Annotated in this window: 15 protein-coding genes; 6 read left to right on the top strand and 9 right to left on the bottom strand. The window is 63.3% G+C overall.

Annotation, left to right across the window (positions count from 1 at the left end; genetic code table 11):
• Positions 1–275 precede the first annotated feature (275 nt).
• The 5 genes from ureE (at position 276) to DK261_RS01565 (ending at position 4,028) form a co-directional block, all read left to right on the top strand.
• Positions 276–776, top strand: a complete 501-nt coding sequence (gene ureE, locus DK261_RS01585) for an urease accessory protein UreE (RefSeq protein WP_023970250.1) — start codon at positions 276–278, stop codon at positions 774–776.
• Positions 773–1,447, top strand: a complete 675-nt coding sequence (locus DK261_RS01580) for an urease accessory protein UreF (protein WP_110175182.1) — start codon at positions 773–775, stop codon at positions 1,445–1,447. The genes ureE and DK261_RS01580 overlap by 4 nt, the downstream gene beginning before the upstream one ends.
• A 53-nt stretch (positions 1,448–1,500) precedes the next feature.
• Positions 1,501–2,115, top strand: coding sequence for an urease accessory protein UreG (gene ureG, locus DK261_RS01575; protein WP_110175181.1), 615 nt, complete (start codon positions 1,501–1,503; stop codon positions 2,113–2,115).
• A 36-nt stretch (positions 2,116–2,151) separates the two neighbouring features.
• Positions 2,152–2,724, top strand: coding sequence for a HupE/UreJ family protein (locus DK261_RS01570; protein WP_110175180.1), 573 nt, complete (start codon positions 2,152–2,154; stop codon positions 2,722–2,724).
• Between the two features lie 170 nt (positions 2,725–2,894).
• Positions 2,895–4,028 carry an AGE family epimerase/isomerase gene (locus DK261_RS01565; RefSeq protein WP_110175179.1) on the top strand — a complete coding sequence of 378 codons (1,134 nt, stop codon included), beginning with the start codon at positions 2,895–2,897 and terminating at the stop codon, positions 4,026–4,028.
• A gap of 101 nt (positions 4,029–4,129) precedes the next feature.
• Here the strand turns inward: DK261_RS01565 and DK261_RS01560 are convergent, their stop codons facing one another.
• From DK261_RS01560 to DK261_RS01515, 9 genes are all read right to left on the bottom strand, one after another.
• On the bottom strand, positions 4,130–5,035 hold the full coding sequence (locus DK261_RS01560) for a cation diffusion facilitator family transporter (protein WP_009046718.1): 906 nt from the start codon (positions 5,033–5,035) through the stop codon (positions 4,130–4,132).
• 144 nt (positions 5,036–5,179) lie between these two features.
• Positions 5,180–5,947 carry an SDR family oxidoreductase gene (locus tag DK261_RS01555; protein ID WP_009041929.1) on the bottom strand — a complete coding sequence of 256 codons (768 nt, stop codon included), beginning with the start codon at positions 5,945–5,947 and terminating at the stop codon, positions 5,180–5,182.
• Positions 5,948–6,950: 1,003 nt separating this feature from the next.
• Positions 6,951–7,670: an ABC transporter ATP-binding protein gene (locus tag DK261_RS01545; RefSeq protein ID WP_009046717.1), complete on the bottom strand. Its 720-nt coding sequence runs from the start codon at positions 7,668–7,670 to the stop codon at positions 6,951–6,953.
• Entirely contained in the window at positions 7,667–8,542 is an 876-nt protein-coding gene (locus tag DK261_RS01540; protein WP_009046716.1) for an ABC transporter ATP-binding protein, read from the bottom strand. The genes DK261_RS01545 and DK261_RS01540 overlap by 4 nt, the downstream gene beginning before the upstream one ends.
• Positions 8,539–9,834 carry a high-affinity branched-chain amino acid ABC transporter permease LivM gene (gene livM, locus DK261_RS01535; protein ID WP_009046715.1) on the bottom strand — a complete coding sequence of 432 codons (1,296 nt, stop codon included), beginning with the start codon at positions 9,832–9,834 and terminating at the stop codon, positions 8,539–8,541. The genes DK261_RS01540 and livM overlap by 4 nt, the downstream gene beginning before the upstream one ends.
• Positions 9,835–9,836: 2 nt before the next feature.
• Positions 9,837–10,751, bottom strand: coding sequence for a branched-chain amino acid ABC transporter permease (locus DK261_RS01530; RefSeq protein ID WP_009046714.1), 915 nt, complete (start codon positions 10,749–10,751; stop codon positions 9,837–9,839).
• A gap of 179 nt (positions 10,752–10,930) precedes the next feature.
• Positions 10,931–12,067 carry a branched-chain amino acid ABC transporter substrate-binding protein gene (locus DK261_RS01525; RefSeq protein WP_009046713.1) on the bottom strand — a complete coding sequence of 379 codons (1,137 nt, stop codon included), beginning with the start codon at positions 12,065–12,067 and terminating at the stop codon, positions 10,931–10,933.
• A 362-nt stretch (positions 12,068–12,429) separates the two neighbouring features.
• The gene (locus DK261_RS01520) at positions 12,430–13,713 is read right to left on the bottom strand and encodes an FAD-binding oxidoreductase (RefSeq protein WP_110175178.1); all 1,284 of its coding nucleotides are present in this window, start codon (positions 13,711–13,713) and stop codon (positions 12,430–12,432) included.
• Positions 13,714–13,800: 87 nt separating this feature from the next.
• Entirely contained in the window at positions 13,801–15,291 is a 1,491-nt protein-coding gene (locus DK261_RS01515) for an aldehyde dehydrogenase family protein (protein WP_016704115.1), read from the bottom strand.
• 163 nt (positions 15,292–15,454) lie between these two features.
• Here DK261_RS01515 and DK261_RS01510 point away from each other — a divergent pair, with 163 nt between their 5' ends.
• On the top strand, positions 15,455–16,360 hold the full coding sequence (locus DK261_RS01510; protein WP_081362828.1) for a LysR family transcriptional regulator: 906 nt from the start codon (positions 15,455–15,457) through the stop codon (positions 16,358–16,360).
• Positions 16,361–16,423 lie beyond the last annotated feature (63 nt).

Raw genomic sequence — 16,423 nt, 5'->3', positions numbered from 1 at the left:
CGAATAACCCCCGCCGCTTCGCTGAACCGCCCCCACCTCCTCCACCCCTTATCTGCCCGCTTTGGCTTGCGCCAGAGCGGCGCTCTGTCGCGCATCAAAAAACAGCACAGCGCACCAAGTCAGTGCTATAAATCAGCTCGAATCCTGAATTTGTAACAAAATAAAACAGAAGCCTGCCCCATTTTCAGGCGCTTCCCCCCTGTTTCCGATCAGACCGGGCGATTGGCAAGGCACTTGCTCTACACCCTGCATCGCTCATAGCTGGAAGCCTTCAAATGCTGGTGATTCATCGCAGAATCGCGCCGCAACCCGACTGGTCCGCCGAGTTGCACCTGACCTTCGAAGCCCGCAGCAAAAGCCGCTTGCGCTGTTTTAGTGCCGACGGCGAGGACGTCGGGCTGTTTCTGGAGCGTGGCCAGCCGCCGCTGCACGACGGCGAATGCCTGCAGGCCGAGGATGGCCGGATCGTGCGGGTCTGCGCGCGTGCGGAAACCCTGCTGCATGTCACCTGCCGCAATGCCTTCGAACTGACCCGCGCCGCCTATCACCTGGGCAACCGCCACGTTGCCCTGCAAGTCGGCGATGGCTGGCTGCGCCTGCTGGACGACTATGTGCTCAAGGCCATGCTCGAGCAGCTCGGCGCCAGCACCGCAACCATCGAGGCGCCGTTCCAGCCGGAACACGGCGCCTACGGCGGTGGTCACCATCATTCCCGCCACGGCGACGAGGACTTCAACTACGCGCCGCGGCTGCACCAGTTCGGCGTGCGCCCATGAATCCCGCCTGGGCCCTGCTGCGCCTGGCCAGTCCACAGCTGCCGATCGGCGGCTACAGCTATTCCCAGGGCCTGGAGATGGCCGTGGAACAGGCCACGGTCAACGACCCGCACAGCGCCCGGTGCTGGATCGGCGACCAGTTGCTGCTCAACCTGGCGCGCTTCGAAGCGCCGCTGTTGCTGGCCCATTGTCAGGCGGCCGCGGACGAGGACTGGGCGCAACTGTTGCAGCTGTGCCAGGAACATCGCGCCAGCCGCGAAACCCGCGAGCTGCACCAGGAAAGCCGGCAGATGGGCTATTCCCTGCAACAGTTGCTGAACGGCCTGCCGGAGCTGGATGCGCCGGCCCGCGCCTTTCTCGAGCAGATCGCCGAGCCGCACCTGGCCCTGGGCTGGGCCCTGGCCGCGCGCGCCTGGCGGATCAGCCCGCAGGACGCCCTGGCCGCCTGGCTGTGGAGTTGGCTGGAAAACCAGCTGGCGGTGCTGATGAAAACCCTACCCCTGGGCCAGCAAGCCGCCCAGCGCCTGACCAGCGAACTGCTGCCGCTGTTGCAACAGGCCCAGCGCAATGCCTCGAACCTCGACCCCGAACATTACGGCAGCGCCGCCTTCGGCCTGTCCCTGGCGTGCATGGCCCATGAGCGCCAGTACAGCCGCCTGTTCCGTTCATAAGTCCTTTTACTTCGGCGCCTTTTACTTGGGTGTCTTTTATTTTGGAGAGTCGCATGAACACACAACCTCTGCGTGTCGGCATCGGCGGCCCCGTGGGCTCCGGCAAGACCGCCCTGACCCTGGCCCTGTGCCTGGCCCTGCGCGAGCGCTACAACCTGGCGGTGGTGACCAACGATATCTACACCCGCGAAGACGCCGACTTCCTGGTGCGCAACGAGGCCCTGGCGCCCGAGCGCATCATCGGCGTGGAAACCGGCGGCTGCCCGCACACGGCGATTCGCGAAGACGCCTCGATCAACCTCGAAGCGGTGGACCAGTTGAACCGGCGCTTTCCCGGCCTCGACCTGATTCTGGTGGAGTCCGGCGGCGACAACCTGTCGGCGACCTTCAGCCCCGAGCTGTCCGACCTGACCATCTATGTGATCGACGTGTCGGCGGGCGACAAGCTGCCGCGCAAGGGCGGCCCGGGCATCTGCAAGTCCGACCTGCTGGTGATCAACAAGATCGACCTGGCGCCCCTGGTCGGCGCTTCGCTGGAGATGATGGACGGCGATACCCGGCGCATGCGCAGCGGCAAACCGTTCGTCTTCAGCAATCAGAAGACCGGCCAGGGCCTGGAGGAAATCATCGCCTTTATCGAACGCCAGGGACTGCTGACCGCGGCCTGATCGTTATTTTCAAAAGCTCAACAAGGAAGCCTGTCCATGACCCTCAAACGTATTCTCGGCACCCTCGCCCTGCTGCTGACACCGGCCCTGGCCTTCGCTCACCCGGGCCACGGCGACAACGGCCTGATGGCCGGCATCAGCCACCCGATCGGCGGCCTCGACCACCTGCTGGCGATGGTTGCGGTCGGCCTGTGGGCCGCGCAGCAGCAAGGCGCGGCGCGCTGGGCACTGCCCTGCACCTTCGTCGGCACCATGCTGATCGGCGGCGTGCTGGGTTTTGAAGGGCTGAACCTGCCGGCCCTGGAAAGCGGGATCGCCGCATCGGTCCTGGCCCTCGGCCTGGCCGTGGCTTTGGCGGTGCGTCCGCCGCTAAGCCTGGCGGTGGCCGCCACTGCGCTGTTCGCCCTGTTCCACGGTGTGGCCCACGGCCTGGAACTGCCGGACATGTCCAGCCCCTGGGCCTATGCCGCAGGCTTCGTCGCTGCCACCGCGGCACTGCACGCGGCCGGTTACGCCGTGGTGCGGGTCCTGCCACAGGCCGCCGCGCCGCTGGTACGCCTGGCGGGTGCGGCCTCGGCACTGACCGGTGCCTGGTTACTGGCTGGCTGATGCGCGTCGTTTGAGGCATTTTTTCGCGAGCAAGCTCGCTCCTACAGGAACAGCGCCGTCACTGTAGGAGCGAGCTTGCTCGCGATTACGGGCGCCGGCCCGACACCGCTCCCCGGGGCCTTCTCTGCTACCATGTCGCGCATTCCACCCTGCCGTGACGACGCCAGCCAATGCCCGATGTTTCCAGCCCCGTTTCCCCGCCTGAATCGACCGCCCTGTTTACGGCCGTGCAGCAGCATTTCCACACCGTGATCGTGCCGCTCTGGCAGGGGCCGGGCTGGAATCCGGAGCTGGCGTTGCCCTTCGAGGCGCTGGACGCCGAGCATGCCCCGCTGCCGCCGCAACGTTATCGGGCCATGGCCTGCGCCCGGCAGCTGTACCTGTTTTCCAGCCTGATCGGCGATGGCCGTACGCCGCTTGCCCAAGAGCGCGCCGCGGCACTGTTCCGTTCCCTGCAACGGCACTTCCACGACGCCGAGCACGGCGGCTGGTTCTACAGCATCGATGCCCAGGGCGCGCCGCTGGACAGGCGCAAGGACCTCTACACCCACGCTTTCATCATCTTTGCCTGCGCCCATTACTGGGCCAAGGTCCGCGAGCCGCTGGTGGAGTCGGTGCTCAACGCCGCGCTGAAAGTGGTGGCCGAGCGCTTTGCCAGCGGCGATGGCCTGTACGAGGCGGTCCTCGCCGAAGACTGGTCGTCCCTGGCCTCCGGTCCGTTGCAGAACCCGCTGATGCACCTGGCCGAAGCCTTCCTCGCTACTCTGGCCGTGCGTGACGACGCCGCCGTGCAAGGCGCATTGCTGGCCTTGTGCGAGGGCATGCAGCAACGCTTCATCGAACCACAGCATGGGCTGATGATGGAGAAACCGCTGGGGGCTGTGGATAACTGGTTCGAGCCGGGGCATCAGTTCGAATGGTTCTTCCTGTTGCAATCCTCGCCTCTGCTGTTTGGCTGCCCGCTGCACGCCTCGCTGGAACGGGCCTTTGCCTATGCCGAGCAGGTCGGTGTGGATAACCACAGCGGTGCGGTGAGCGGGATGCTGAGTGTCGAGGGCGATGTACTCGACCCGACCCAACGCATCTGGGCCCAGGCCGAATACCTGCGCGCCCTGACCTTGCGCCAAGACAGCGCCGAACGCCTGCAGCGTCAGTTGCTGGCGCTGCAAAAACACTTCCTGCATGCCAAGGGCTGGAACGAATGCCTGGACGCCCATGGCGTACTCAGCCGCCGGGACATGCCGTCGACCACGCCTTATCACCTGGCGACCTGTTATCTCGGTCTGGCCGAATACTTCGGCTGATCGTCAACCGCTATCGCGAGCAAGCTTCGCTCCTACAGGATCGCGTGGTCCTTTGTAGGAGCGAGCTTGCTCGCGGTTGAGCACCTGCACTCAGGAAGGCCTCAGGCAATCCACTTGCGATCGCCGGTAAAGCTGATGGTCAGCCAGCGCGCCGCATCCGCCTTGCCAAGCTGTGTGGATATCTCCTCGCGCAGCGTGTCCAGCGTCGCCACGCCCTGCAACGGATAGTCCGCCGGCAGCACGATGTGAATCTCGATGAACCGCGCCCGTCCATGCTTCTGCACATACGAGATGTAGTCGGCAAAGCCGTGCTCGACTTTCGCCTTGTCCATCACTTGGCGAACCTTGTCATCCAGTTGGTCCGGGACAATTCCCAGTACATCGCGTAACGCTGGCTTGAGAATATTGAGGGCCGGTGCAAGCATGCTCAGGGCCAGCAGGATCAGGATTGACGGGTCGACGTAGGCGGCCCACTGGCCATAACCCTGGGTCTTGAGCAGCAACGCGATGAGAAAGCTCACCAGCAAGCCGACCGAGAGCATCGCGTCCACCAGCCAGCTGACGTTGTCGAACTGGATCAACGAGGATTTCAACGTGCGATTGCGATAACGGACGTAGAAGAAATAGGCGAAGCAGACGACGCTAAGCACCATCGCAAAAGGGATCACCAGGCCCAGTTCGATCTCGCGGCCACCGTTGATGATGCCGAACATACCGCTGAGAAAGGCGTAGATCGCAATCAGCAACAAAAAGCTGCCTTCGATCAGCAGCACCATCGGTTCCAGGTGCCAGAAGCCGAACTGAAAGCGCTGGTTGCTTTCCTTGGCGATCAGCTTGGCGGTGATCAGCATCAGGACCTTGATGACGGTCGCGATCAGCGAAAAAAAACCATCGAACAGAATCGATTGGGAACCGGAAAAAAAACCCGTGACGATCGCGGCGATCGCCACGGCGAACATCAGGATGGTCGATTGTTTGAGCAGTACCTGCTCACCTCGGTTACTCACATTTCCTCCTCGAGAACCTTTGAAATCGCAGCCTTGATGCAAGGCCGCGGTGGGTTGCGGAGCGGGAGTCTACCTTGTGCGGGCTGATTCAGGCCTGAACGGTTGTGTTGCCAAACGCATCGGCAGCGGCTACAGGCGGAGCATTCAGCCCTTGGCGTTGCGCTCGATGGCGAAGCCGGCCCAGGTCTGGCTTACCGGCATCAGCTCCAGGCTGTTGATATTGACGTGGGCCGGCGTGTTGAGCACCCAGAAGATGGTGTCGGCGATGTCCTGCGGCTGGATCGGCTCGGCACCGGCGTAGGTGGCGTTGTAACGCTCCTGGTCGCCTTTGAAGCGCACCAGGGAGAACTCGCTTTCGCACAGGCCCGGCTCGATGTTGGTCACCCGCACACCGGTGCCTTGCAGGTCGCAACGCAGGTTCAGGGAGAACTGTTTGACGAACGCCTTGCTCGCGCCATACACGTGGCTGCCCGGATACGGGTAGTTGCCGGCGATGGAGCCGAGGTTGACGATACCGGCGCCGCGGCCATGGGCGATCAGGCGGGGCAGCAGCAGGCGGGTGCTGTACATCAGGCCCTTGATGTTGGTGTCGACCATGGTGTCCCAGTCGTCCAGGTCGCACTTGGGCGCCGGGTCGACCCCCAGGGCCAGGCCGGCGTTGTTGATCAGCCCGCGCAGCTTGGCAAAGGACGGCGGCAGGTTGGCGATCGCTTCTTCCATGGCCTTGCGGTCCCGCACATCGAGCACCAGGCCGTGCACTTCGGTCTGCTTCGACAGTTCGGCGCACAGGGCGTTGAGACGCTCTTCGCGGCGCCCGGTCAGCACCAGCGACCAGCCGGCCTCGGCAAAACGACGGGCACAGGCTTCGCCAAAACCGGAGGTCGCGCCGGTAATAAACAGGGTGGAAGTCATGGTGTTCTCCTTGCTGGGGCGTCGAACCGCCGTGGAAATGAAAAATCGTTTCGCAGCATGCCCGGCCTGAATCGCAGCGGCAACCGGAGGTTGTGCGAGCCAGGCTATCAGCTTCCCCTGTAGCCGCTGCCGAAGGCTGCGATCGACCTCGAAGAGGGCGTGCTCTTCAAGATCGTTGAAAGGCCCTCCGGGCCTTATCGCAGCCTTCGGCAGCGGCTACAGGGACGCAACTGTACAGAAAACGACCAACACCAGCAAAGCCCCGGCTTTCCTGGCCCGCAGCCATATGCACGCACCTTATCCACAGGACGCTCCACAGTCTTTGGGGGCAAGTGCAAAAGTCTGCAAGCCGCTATCCACAGGGGCTGCAGGCGGTTTTAGAAAGTTTTTTGCTTGACCCGGGCATGGTGTCCATGCAGCCCCGGCCGACGAAGGCGGCCGGGCGGTCAGGCAGGGGATGGCTTCAAGCCAGTAACGACGCTGCCTTGGCGAGTCTTTCCAGAGTTTAGTCACAGACTTATCCACAGGCTTGTCCAGGGTGTTTTCGCCCTTTGCCTGCGACAATAAAAAGGTTGACAACGGCTGCTCGAGGTCCGGCAAAAAAGCCTGATCAAAAAACAATCAACCGCCTGCAGGCCACGCCGATCAAGGCGTACAGCCAGCTACTCCCACGTTACCCACAGCCAGTTCCACAGCAAACGGGGACAAGTCAAAACCGTGGCAAAACAACTATTTGCAGCGTCTTTATGCCGCGCTTTGCCAGCTTGCGCAGAATGTTTTCCACAATTTTCGGTTTCGGCTGTGGACAAGGTCATCCGCTGCCAGCTCCTGTAGGAGCAGCCGGTCGACGCTCGATTGCCCGCGATCGGCTCACCGCATGAGTTCGGTACACCGCGTTATCGTTCATCGCGGGCAAGCCTCGCTCCTACAAGGACAGGATGTGGATAAAAAATGCCCCGGCGGCGCGAACCGGCGGGGCAGGTCTTATCCACAGTACGCAGGCTCAGTGCCCGCCCAGATACGCGTTACGCACCTCCTCGTTGACCAGCAGTTCCTTGCCGGTACCGCTCAGGCGGATCTCGCCGTTGACCATCACATAGGCCCGGTCCGACAGCTTCAGCGCGTGGTTGGCGTTCTGCTCGACCAGGAAGATGGTCATGCCGGTGGAGGCCAGCTCGCGCAGGGTGGCGAAGATCTGCTTCACCACGATCGGCGCCAGCCCCAGGCTCGGTTCGTCCAGCAACAGCAGCTTGGGACGGCTCATCAGCGCGCGGGCGATGGCGAGCATCTGCTGCTCGCCGCCGGACATGGTCATGGCCCGCTGGGTCCGACGTTCCTTGAGCCGCGGGAACAGTTCGAACATGCGCTGCATGTCTTCGGTGGCGTACTTGTCGCCGATGGGGATGGTGCCCATCAGCAGGTTCTCTTCCACCGTCATGTCCGGAAACACCCGGCGCCCTTCCGGCGACTGGGCGATGCCGTTGGAGGCAATGTAGTGCGAGGACTTGTGGGTGATGTCCACACCGCGATAGATGATCTGCCCGGACTCGGCCCGCGGCTGGCCGAAAATCGACATCAGCAGCGTGGACTTGCCGGCACCGTTGGAGCCGATCAGGCTCACGGTTTCACCTTCGTTGATGTGCAGCGAGACTTTCTTCAGGGCCTGGATCGGCCCGTAGTACACGTCCAGGTCCTTGAGTTCGAGGATAGGTGCAGTCGTCATACCAGCTCCTCTTCGTCCGCACCCAGGTAGGCGGCAATCACTTTCGGGTCGTTGCGGATCGCTTCGGGCCCGCCCTCGGCGATCACGTTGCCGTGGTCGAGCACTACGATATGGTCGGAAATACTCATCACCATGCCCATGTCATGTTCAATCAGCACCACGGTCAGGTCATGCTCGTCGCGCAGCAGCCGGATCATCGCGCTGAGCGCTTCGGTTTCCTGGGGGTTGAGGCCGGCGGCCGGTTCGTCGAGGCAGATGATCTGCGGCCGGGTGCACATGGCGCGGGCGATTTCCAGGCGGCGTTGCTGGCCGTAGGACAACTCGCCGGCCAAGCGGTTGGCGCAGTCCACCAGGTCCACCACTTCCAGCCAGTAGAAGGCGTGGTCCAGCGCATCGCTTTCGGCCTTCTGGTAACTCTTGGTATTGAGGATGCCGGACAGCAGGTTGCGGTTGACCCACATGTGCTGGGCCACCAGCAGGTTCTCCAGCACCGACATTTCCCTGAACAGGCGAATGTTCTGGAAGGTCCGCGCCAGGCCCGCCCGGTTCACCAGGTGGGTACCGCCGAACATCTTGTAGAACAGCCGGCTGGCAAAGCGCTTGGGCGACACGAAGTCGGTCACCCGGAACGGCTCGCCCAGCAGCTTGATGACATTGGTCGGTGTGCCCCGGGTATTCAGGGCAATATGCCCGCCCGTGGCCTTGTAGAAACCGGTCAGGCAGTTGAACACCGTGGTCTTGCCGGCACCGTTGGGGCCGATCAGGGCGAAGATGGAGTTGCGCTTGACCTCCAGGCTGACGTCGCTCAGGGCCTTGATGCCACCGAAGTGCATCATCAGGTTCTCGACCTTCAGGATCACTTCATCGCTCATGATGCGCTCCTCTCGGTCAGGGCACCCTTGCGCGGGGTCACGCCGGTGCGGCTGATACGAATCAGGCCCCGGGGTCGCCAGATCATCATCAACACCATGAGGATGCCGAACAGCAGCACCCGGTACTCGGAGAAACTGCGCAGCAGCTCCGGCGCCACGGTCAGCACGAACGCCGCGATCACCACGCCGACGGTCGAACCCATGCCGCCCAGGACCACGATGGCCAGGATCAGCGCCGACTCGAAGAAGGTGAAGGACGAGGGGTTCACGAAGCCCTGGTAGCTGGCGAAGAACACCCCGGCCAGGCCGGCGGTCGAGGCGCCGATGGTGAAGGCCGAGAGTTTCACCAGCACATGGTTCAGGCCCATGGCGCGGCAGGCGATCTCGTCTTCGCGCAGGGCTTCCCAGGCCCGGCCGACCGGCATGCGGGTCAGCCGGTGCTTGATGTAGAGCACCAGCAGCACCACGATGAACAGCACGATGTAGATGAACAGGAATTTCAGGTTGGGGTTGTATTCCAGGCCGAAGAACTCGTGGAACGGCACCCCGCCATCCTTCGCCCGCCGTCCGAACTCCAGGCCGAAGATGGTCGGCGACGGCACCGGCATGCCGTTCGGGCCGCCGGTGAAGGACAGCCAGTTGTTGAGGATCAGGCGGATGATCTCGCCGAAGCCCAGGGTCACGATGGCCAGGTAGTCACCGTGCATGCGCAACACCGGGAAGCCGAGTATGCACCCCGCCAGCGCCGCGGCGAGGGCGGCCAGGGGCAGCACGGTCCAGAAGCCCAGGCCCAGGTACTGGTAACCCAGCGCCAGGCCGTAGGCACCGATGGCGTAGAACGCCACGTACCCCAGGTCGAGCAGCCCGGCCAGGCCAACCACGATGTTCAGCCCCAGGCCCAGCAGCACGTAGATCAGGCCGAGGATGACCACGGTCAGCAGGTACTTGTTGGCGAAGAATGGGAAGACGATGGCGATCACGATCAGCGCCGGGATGATCCAGCGCAGCCGCGACTTGTAGTCCGGCGCCCGCACATGCACACCGGAGCTGCTGCTTTCGAAACCCTGGAGGATCCTCAGGCCCTTGGGCGTCTGCAGGAACAGGCTCAAGGCAAAGCGGCCGATCATCACGATCGCCACCAGCCAGCCGACGCGGGCCGGTTGCAGGTTGAAGCTGTAGCCCTCGAGTACCACACCCACGATAGGACCGAACACGATCAGCGAGATCAGCCCGGCCAGCACGGCGTCGATGACGCTCTTTTTGATATCAATCGGTTTATTGGCAGCAGACATACTTATACCTTCGCCACGAGTGGGCGACCCAGCAGGCCTTGGGGACGGAAGATCAGAATCAGCACCAGCAGCGAGAAACTGAACACGTCTTTGTAGTCGGAGTTGATCAGACCGGAGAACAGCGACTCGGAGATCCCGAGGATGATCCCGCCGAGCATCGCGCCCGGCAGCGACCCGATGCCGCCGAGGACCGCCGCGGTGAACGCCTTGATGCCGATGACAAAGCCGGCATAGAAGTCGAACGTGCCGTAGTTCATGGTGATCAGTACACCCGCCAGCGCAGCCATGGCGGCGCCGATGATGAACACGTAGGAAATCACCCGGTCGGTGTTGATCCCGAGGATCGAGGCCATCTTGCGGTCTTGCTGGGTGGCGCGGCACATGCGGCCGAGCTTGGTGTACTTGATGATGTAGGTGAGCAACGCCATGCCGGCGAATGCTGCCACCAGGATGAAGATCTTGGTGTAGGTGAGCTGGACGAAACCGGTGCCGATCTCGACCTTCCAGGCGCCGGCCAGCAGCGTCGGTACACCTTGTTGCTTGGCGCCCTGGCTGATCTGCGCGTAGTTCTGCAGGATCAGCGAGATCCCGATGGCGCTGATCAGCGGCGCCAGGCGGGTGGAGTTGCGCAGGGGTTTATAGGCGACGCGCTCGATGACCCAGCCGTAGATCCCCGTCACGACGACGGTGAAGACCAGGGTACCGAGAATGAGCAGCGGGAAGGATTCGATGCCGAAGTAGGCCAGCAGAGCCAGACTGATTGCCGCGAGGTAAGCGGAAATCATGTAAACCTCGCCGTGGGCGAAGTTGATCATGCCAATGATGCCATAGACCATTGTGTAGCCGATGGCGATCAGACCATAGACAGACCCGAGGGTCAGTCCATTGATCAGTTGCTGCAGGAAAATACCATCCATAACGCAATCTCACGCATTTGAGAGACTGCACACAGCGGATACGACGGCCTGGGGTTCAACCACCCGCGCAACACGACAGTTGTGCAGCTCTACGAGAAAAGACAGGTACTGCACGGACACGCATGCGGCAGGCCTGCGCCCTCCCCTGGAGGATGAGCCGGCCTGCCCGGACGCTCATGTCACTTCTGTTTTTCCAGCTGGTGGTATTTGCCGTCCTTGTCCCACTGGTAAACCACGTAGTCGGAGACTTTCAGGTCGCCCTTGGCGTCCCAGGTCTTCTCGCCCATCACGGTTTTCACCGGGTTGGCCTTGAGCCACTTGGCGGCGTCTTCGCCCTTGTTGGATTTGGCGCCGTTGAAGCCGGCAGCCAGGGCCTGGACCGACGCGTAGGCATACAGGGTGTAGCCTTCAGGCTCGGTGCCGGCCTTGCGGAAAGCGTCGACCACGGTCTTGCTGTCCGGCAGCAGGCGTGGGTCGGCGCCGAAGGTCATGTACACACCGTCGACGTACTGCGGGCCGCCAGCGGTAGTCACCAGTTCGTCGGTGACGATACCGTCGTCGGACATGAACTTGACGTCTTTCAGGCCCTGCTCGCGCAGTTGGCGGACCAGCGGGCCGGCTTCCGGGTGCAGGCCGCCGAAGTAGACGACATCGGCACCGGCGGCGCGGATCTTGGTGACCACGGCGCTGAAGTCTTTTTCGCCACGGGTCAGGCCTTCGTACAGCACCGGCGTCACGCCGCGCTTGCTCAGCTGTGCCTTGGTGGCGTCCGCCAGGCCCTGGCCGTAGGTGTCCTTGTCGTGCAGCACCACGACTTTCTTGCCCTTGAGCACGTCGACGATGTAGTCGCCGGCGACGATGCCCTGCTGGTCGTCACGCCCGCACATGCGGAACATGGCGGAGAGGCCACGCTCGGTGACCTGCGGGTTGGTGGAGCCCGGGGTGATGGCGATCACGCCAGCTTCGTCGTACACCTCGGAAGCGGGAATGGTGTTGGAGGAGCAGAAGTGCCCGACCACGCCGATCACCTTGTCCTGGTCGACCAGGCGGTTGGCTACGGCCACAGCCTGTTTCGGTTCGCAGGCATCGTCGCCCTTGACCAGGACGATCTTCTCGCCGTTGACGCCGCCCTTGGCGTTGATTTCGTCAGCCGCTGCCTGTGCACCCTTCATGTACTGCTCGCCAAATGCCGCGTTGGCGCCTGTCATGGGACCCGCTACGCCGATCTTGAGGTCGGCCTGAGCAAACGCAGAAACGCCCAACGCAGCTGCCACTGCGAGGGCCAGAAAGCCTTTCTTGTAAAACGTCTGGGACATGAGGTGGTGCTCCAAGGTTTTTTTAGTTGGCACTGCGACTTCACCGAATGCTCAGAGCAAGGGCCGTGCCATTGGTTTTTTATTCTGAAAAAAGTCGCTCTTTTATTGTTATTTCGACTGTTTCGAGCCCTTTTTTATTGGGCGTGCAACCGTCTAAACCGCGGAAGGTGAAACCCTACAAAACATCAGGCGCAACCCGCCTGCGCCATCATTGCAACCGCGGCGCAAATCAACGTGCAACCAGCCTGTAACAGCCTACGTAACCGAACTGCACACTACTGGTGCGAGACTGCTACGCCCCGCACCACTACAGGCTAGTCGCTGCGCCGAAAAGCGCCGCACCGTGCAACATATTTCCTCCGTCAGATAACGATGCGCAGGCACTGGCCCGCGTGATACAGCGAGAACCCGGCCTCGTACAGGCAACTGCGCAAGCCCACGCCGGCCAGGGGCTGCATCGGGGCGAAGGGAATCGGCAAGGCCTGAGGATTTCCGTTACACAGGTAATCGGCGAACGCCTTGCCGACCACGGTGCCGGTGGTCACGCCCCGGCCGTTGTAGCCAGTGACGGCCACCAGACCGGGCGCCGGCTCGAACAGGCGCATCAGGTGATCGGGGGTAAAGGCGATGCAACCGGTCCAGGTGCACTCCCACTCCACCGTTTTCAGGTAGGGGAAATAATGCTGCTGCACCCGGTCGGCCCAGGCCTTGAGGAACCAGGCCGGCTTCTGGTTGCCATTGCCCAGGCTGCCCAGCAGCAGGCGACCGTCGGCGTCCCGGCGAATGCTGCTGAGCACCTGGCGGGTGTCCCAGGAGCCCTGGCCACCCGGCAGGATCCGCTGCGCGGCGTCCTCGGTCAGCGGCCTGGAGGCGACCTGGTAGTAGTAACCGGGGAAAAAATTGCGCCGCAACTCGGTCCAGTCGCCCTCGGTGTAGGCATTGGAGGCAATCACCACTTGCTCGGCCAGCATCGAGCCCTGCGCGGTCTGCACCGACCAGCGCCGGCCCTGGCGTTCGAGACGGGTCACCGGCGAGTGGTCGAACATCTGGCCCCCCAGGTCGACCGTGGCCTTGGCCAGGCCACTGACATAGGCCATCGGATTGACCGTGCCGGCCCGGCGATCGAGCAAGGCGGCGGCGATCTTCCGGGTGCCGGTGGCGGTTTCACAGGCCGCCCCGGTCAACAGCTCGACCGGCGCGCCCCGGCGCTTCCACTGGGCTTCCCGGCTGCGCAGGTCGGCCTCGCCCCGGGCGTTGTGCGCCATGTGCAAGGTGCCTTCGCGGCGCAGCTGGCAATCGATGCGGTATTTGTCGATCAAGCTGAACACCAGGGCCGGCGCCGCCCCCAGCATGCGGTTGAGCTGGCTGCCGACCGCCTCGCCGAAACCGGCTTCGATCTCGTCCGGTGGGATCCACATCCCCGCGTTCACCAGCCCCACATTGCGCCCCGAACCACCGTGACCGGTGCGATGGGCTTCCAGTACACAGACTCTCTTGCCCTGCTCCAGCAGGTGCACGGCGGCCGACAGGCCGGTAAAGCCCGCGCCGATCACGCAGACATCCACCGTGACCTCGCCCTTGAGCGGGGCATTGTCAGGCCTTTGCGGCGTCAGTTTTTCCCACAGGCATTCTTCGCGTAACGACATAGGAGCTCCTTGCGGAGCAGCGGTCAGCTACAAGCCACAAGCTGCAAGCAATCTCACTTGCAGCTTGTGGCTTGCAGCTTGCCGCTGCTACTCAAAACTGATGCCTTGGGCCAATGGCAACTCCAGCGAGTAGTTCACGGTGTTGGTCTGCCGGCGCATATAGGCGCGCCAGGCATCGGAACCGGATTCGCGGCCGCCGCCGGTTTCTTTCTCGCCACCGAAGGCGCCGCCGATTTCCGCGCCGCTGGGGCCGATGTTGACGTTGGCGATGCCGCAGTCGCTGCCCACCGCCGACATGAACTGCTCGGCCTCACGCACATCGGTGGTGAAGATGCAGGACGACAGGCCTTGCGGCACGGCATTGTTCAGGCGCAGCGCCTCGGCGAAATCGCTGTAGCCCACCACGTAGAGAATCGGCGCGAAGGTCTCGCTGCACACCACGTCGCTCTGCTCCGGCATCTCGACGATCGCCGGCGACACGTAATAAGCGTTGGGGAACTGGTCTTCCAGCTGGCGCTTGCCGCCGAACACCCGGCCGCCCTCGCTCAGGGCCTGCTCCAGCGCATCCTGCATGTTGTCGAAGCTGTGCTTGTCGATCAGCGGGCCGACCAGGTTGCCTTGCAGCGGATGGCCGATGCGCACCTTGGAATAGGCGGCCTTGAGGCGGGTGACGATTTCTTCCTTCACCGATTCATGGGCAATCAGCCGGCGCAATGTCGTGCAACGCTGGCCGGCGGTACCGACGGCGCTGAACAGGATGGCGCGCACGGCCATGTCCAGATCGGCGCTCGGTCCCAGGATCATCGCGTTGTTGCCGCCCAGTTCGAGGATGCTGCGGGCGAAACGCGCGGCGACTTTCGGCGCCACTTCGCGGCCCATGCGGGTGCTGCCGGTGGCACTGATCAGGGCCACGCGCGGGTCGTCCACCAGCGCTTCGCCGGCGTCGCGCCCACCGATGATCACCTGGCTCAGGTATTCGGGGGCATCGCTGAAGTTCTTCAGCACGCGCTCGAACAACGCCTGGCAGGCCAGGGCGGTCAGCGGGGTCTTTTCCGAGGGTTTCCAGATCACCGGGTTGCCGCAGACCAGCGCCAGGGTGGTGTTCCAGGCCCAGACCGCGACCGGGAAGTTGAACGCGCTGATCACCCCGACGATGCCCAGCGGGTGCCAGGTTTCGCGCATGTGATGGCCTGGGCGCTCGGAGGCGATGGTCAGGCCGTACAGCTGGCGCGACAGGCCGACCGCGAAGTCGCAGATGTCGATCATTTCCTGCACTTCGCCCAGGCCTTCCTGGGTGATCTTGCCGGCTTCCCAGGACACCAGCTCACCAAGGTCGGCCTTGTATTCGCGCAGCACTTCGCCGAACTGGCGCACCAGCTCGCCGCGACGCGGTGCCGGCACCTTGCGCCACAGCTCGAATGCATGCTCCGCGCGACTGACCTGCTGTTCCACCTCGGCCGCGCCCTGCCAGTTCACGGAGGCGATGCGGCTGCCGTCGATCGGCGAATGCACGGGCTGCTTGCCCGATTGATACAGGGCCGGGTTCACACCAAGACGATCAAGCAATGCGGCAACCATGGGTCACTCCTTACAGATGGAAAGCAAAAAATCGCAGCCGCTGACACGGCTATTCAGATCTGTAGTTGTAGCCGGCCCGAGACTTGCCAACAAACGACGATTAGGCGAGATATCATTCCGTTTATTCATGCTGCGCAGCCGAGACAAGAACAAGGAACCCTCGATGCTGAACAAACGCTACCTGCCCTCGATCACCGCCCTGCAGTGTTTCGAGGCCGTCACCCGGCACCTGAGCTTCACCCGCGCCGCCGAGGAACTGAACCTGACCCAGAGCGCGGTCAGCAAGCAGGTCGCGCAGCTGGAAGAACTCCTGCAGCACCTGCTGTTTCGCCGGGTACGCCGGCGCCTGCAACTGACCCCGGCCGGCGATCTGTACCTGGTGGAGGTGCGCAAGATCCTCTCGCAGATCGAGATGTCGACCCATTACCTGCGTTCCTACGGTGGCGAAACCGAAGTCCTGCGGGTGTCCACCCCGTCGACCTTCGGCGCGCGCTGGCTGGTGCCGCGTCTCAAGGGCTGGCGCCTGCGCCATCCGCAGATCCACCTGGACCTGTGCAACGAACAGGAAGCCGACGACCTGCTGCAAGGCCGCAGCGACATGGCGTTCTATTTCGGCCAGGGCTCGCGCCCCGGCACCGAGTGCCTGAAGTTGTTCGGCGAAGAGCTGGTGGCGGTCTGCGCGCCCGGTAGCCTGCCGGACAAGCCGTTCACCGACCCGACGCAACTGGCCGAACTGGTGCTGCTGCAACTGGCCTCGCGGCCGCAGGCCTGGCATGACTGGTTCGACAGCCAGGGTTACCACACCGAGCACAGCTATCATGGTCCGCGCTTCGAAACCTTCTACATGTGCATCCGGGCCGCCCAGGTCGGCTGCGGCGTCGCCCTGCTGCCGCGGTTCCTGGTGGAGGAAGAGCTGGCCGAGGGCAAGCTGGTGCTGGCCTGGGACTACGCGATGCCCAGCCACGATGCCTACTACCTGGCCTACCCTGAACATGCGGCCGAAGTGCCCAAGGTACGGGAGTTCGTACGCTGGATGCTGGAGCAGATCGACAGCCCGACGCCGACCTGATCCGGGACGGATGCAGGCCGCACGGGCGCTATCGCGGGCAAGCCTCGCTCCTACCCAGCAACG

This window comes from Pseudomonas sp. RW409 (genome assembly GCF_003184125.1).
GTDB lineage: Bacteria > Pseudomonadota > Gammaproteobacteria > Pseudomonadales > Pseudomonadaceae > Aquipseudomonas > Aquipseudomonas chlororaphis_I.
This window is presented reverse-complemented; position numbering and strand designations above follow the sequence as displayed.